This is a genomic window from Thermovirga sp. (assembly GCA_012523215.1).
In the GTDB taxonomy this organism is placed as follows: domain Bacteria; phylum Synergistota; class Synergistia; order Synergistales; family Thermovirgaceae; genus 58-81.
In genome coordinates, this window is record JAAYIZ010000288.1 from 1 (window position 1) to 3013 (window position 3013).

Here is a 3013-nt window from a genome sequence, read left to right on the forward strand (position 1 = left end):
ACTCCCATCGACTCCAGGACCCCGGTTATCCTCTTGACGCAGTGACCGCACGACATATCCGGTACCCTGTAGGAATACTCCTTGCTCATTCAGATTTCCCCCTTCCTTATGGTCAGTGAATTCAACACCACCGATATCGAACTGAAGGCCATGGCGGTTTCGGCGATGGCGGGGTGGAGAATCCCGGCCATGGCCACCGGTATGGCTATGATATTGTACAGGAAAGCCCAGAAAAGGTTCCTGGTTATCACCTTGAAGGTCCGTTCCGATATCCTGATGCTCTCCAGGGCCTTCGATATGCCGCCGCTCATGACCACTATGTCGGCGCTGTCGATCGCGAGATCCATACCGGACCCGATGGCCATCCCGATATCGGCACCCTTGAGAGCCGCCGCATCGTTGATGCCGTCCCCAATCATGAGCACCTTTTTCCCCTCCGCCTGGTAGGTCCTGACGATGTCAAGTTTATCCTCGGGTCTCACACCGGAAAGGACTTCGGTGATACCCACCTGTCGAGCCACCGCCCTTGCGGTGGCCTCGTTGTCGCCGGTCACCATGACCGGCAGGAGCCCCAGGGCCTTCATCCCTTCTACAGCGGAAGATGAATCATCCCTGATCCTGTCCTCTATGGCGAAGAAACCCGCACCGACCCCTTCCCTATCGACCTCCACCACGGTCTTGCCGGCTTCGAGGTACCCCGAATAGCCATCGTAGGAGTCCGGTTTGCCTACCTCGTACCTGATGCCCCCGACCAACCCGGTGACCCCCTTGCCGGCGACCTCTTGGACATTTTCCACGGAAGGGAGGTCTTCACCGGCGGAAGCCGTAATCGCCTTGGCCAGCGGATGACCCGAACTTTTCTCGATCGCTGCGGCGGCGGCGAGGTCGTCGGGGGACAGGTTATGAAAGGTGACCGACGGGTTCCCCTCCGTCAGGGTACCCGTCTTGTCCATCAGCACAACGCCGATGTCCTTGGTCGTCTGGATGGCCTCGGCGTTCCTGATCAGCAGGCCTCGCTTCGTCGCGAGGCCCGTCCCTGCTACGAGCGCCATCGGCGTCGCCAGGCCCAGCGCGCAGGGACAGGCTATGACCATGGTGGCCACGAAGACGAAAACCGCAAAGGAGAGCCTGCTTTCCGTCTCCAAGACCCAGGGCAGGTAAACCCTGGCCGAAGACACGAAGGGGTAGAACCGGTCGAAGTAAAGAAACCACAGGACCCCGGCGGATAGGGCAAGAAGAGTCACGACGGGGACAAACACCCTCGTGACTGCATCGGCCAACGCCTGGATCGGTATCTTGGAACCCTGGGCCTCCTGGACGAGGGAAACCATTTTCGAAAGAAATGTATCCTCCCCGGTCCTGGTCACGGTGATGATCATCTCGCCGGTCAGGTTTGAGGACCCTCCCGTGACGGATGCCCCCTTTTCCTTCAGGACTGGGATGGGTTCACCGGTGATCATCGATTCGTCAACGGAGGAGCGCCCCGAGAGGATCTCGCCATCGACGGGCACCCTGTCGCCGGGCCCTACCTTGATGGTCATCCCCTTCGTGACGGCTTCAATGGGTACCCGTACCTCCTTGCCATCGATGAGGGCCCTAGCTTCGACGGCCCTCAATTTGAGGAGATTCTTGATCTCCTTGGCCGCCTTGTCCCTCAGGGAGGATTCGATGAACCTTCCCGAAATGTGGAGGGCGACGATCATAGCGCCGATGCTTCCAAAGGAGGCGATGGGAATCCCCAGGATGTACAGTAGCGTCGTGGCCCACGCGGAAGCCGCGCCCAGCGAGATGAGGGTATCCATGTTCGTATGGAAGTGGGTCACGGCTATCCAGGCTCCCTTTATGCTTCCCCTCCCCACGTAGAAGACGACGAAACCGGCCGCGACCAGTTCAAGGGCGGGGAACCAGGGCAGGTGGAATCCAGCCATGTGAAAGAGCATCAGGACCATCAGGGGGACGGTCACCACCAGGGCCTGGAACAGGTTCCTCCTTGAACTGAGGTACCTGATCCTGTCGATCTCCTCGGGCGGTTCATCGGAGGTGCCATAGCCCACCCTTTCGACCGCTTTTTGCAGATCTTCCCGGGCCACCTTCTCATCGTGCACGACGAGGGCGGTCTCCGTCGCGAGATTGACCGCCGCGAAGTCGACCCCCTCCACCTTTCGCAGTGACCTTTCAACGGCGCCGGAGCAGGCAGCGCAGGTCATCCCGGTTATTCTCAGGGTAGTCTTTTCTTTGCCGTTCTTATCGTTCTTACCGATCTTCCCGTCGTTTCCATTATTTTTCATCAAAAGCGACCTCCCCTATGCGCGCTACCAGTCCGACTCTTGCGATAATTATACCCTTCATGGTATATTTATCGCAAGTGGACATCACCCTTTCGTCCAAACCTGGAGGGACCATGAACTACAAAAAAATTGCCGGCTACCTGGTACTTTTCCTGGCCTTTGCGGGCCTGGCCCGCGCGGGTTTTGACATTTACGGCGACCTCGCATGCGGAGGCAATGGCGGCGGCGGGGCTGTCACCGCGGGCGAGGCCGTATCACCCCGCGGCTTCGCTGAACTGGTCATTTACTTCTTCGAGGGGAACACCCCCTGTTCCGTGTGCGACAAAATCAGGGGTATGACGCTGGACCTGTTGAAATCCGACCCTGAAAAGATGTCGCCCTTTTCCTTTCGGGATGTCAACGTGGAGGAAAAGGGAAACGAAAGGTATGTCCTGGAACTGGGACTCTTCTCCACCTCCGTCGTCCTGGCCCAGGAGTCGGAAGGCAGGATATACCGATGGGAAAACCTGACCGGCGTCTGGGATCTGGCCGGGGATCCGGAGGCTTTCAGGGGCTACATGCTTCGGGAGATAGACTCCTTCACATCAAAGGGTGAGACCCAATGAGCATACTGACGGCCCTTTCCGCCCTATGGCTGGGTGTGCTGGCTTCGGTGAGCCCCTGCCCCCTTGCTGCCAACTTGGCGGCCTTCTCCTTCATCCAGAAGGAGGGGCTTTCACCCCGCA

General features: G+C 58.9%; 4 protein-coding genes. 2 read left to right on the forward strand and 2 right to left on the reverse strand.

Translation table 11 applies throughout. The features are described 5' to 3' along the window. On the reverse strand, positions 1–89 hold an 89-nt coding region (locus tag GX108_07815; GenBank protein ID NLO56935.1), incomplete at its 3' end, for a heavy-metal-associated domain-containing protein. Further along, positions 90–2288, reverse strand: coding sequence for a copper-translocating P-type ATPase (locus tag GX108_07820; protein NLO56936.1), 2199 nt, complete (start codon positions 2286–2288; stop codon positions 90–92). Between the two features lie 113 nt (positions 2289–2401). On the opposite strand from GX108_07820, the gene GX108_07825 reads away from it, so the two are divergent. Both GX108_07825 and GX108_07830 read left to right on the forward strand, forming a co-directional pair. Next, on the forward strand, positions 2402–2893 hold the full coding sequence (locus GX108_07825) for a hypothetical protein (protein ID NLO56937.1): 492 nt from the start codon (positions 2402–2404) through the stop codon (positions 2891–2893). Next, positions 2890–3013, forward strand: a 124-nt coding sequence (locus tag GX108_07830) for a sulfite exporter TauE/SafE family protein (protein NLO56938.1), incomplete at its 3' end; no start/stop codon positions are given. The genes GX108_07825 and GX108_07830, both read left to right, overlap by 4 nt.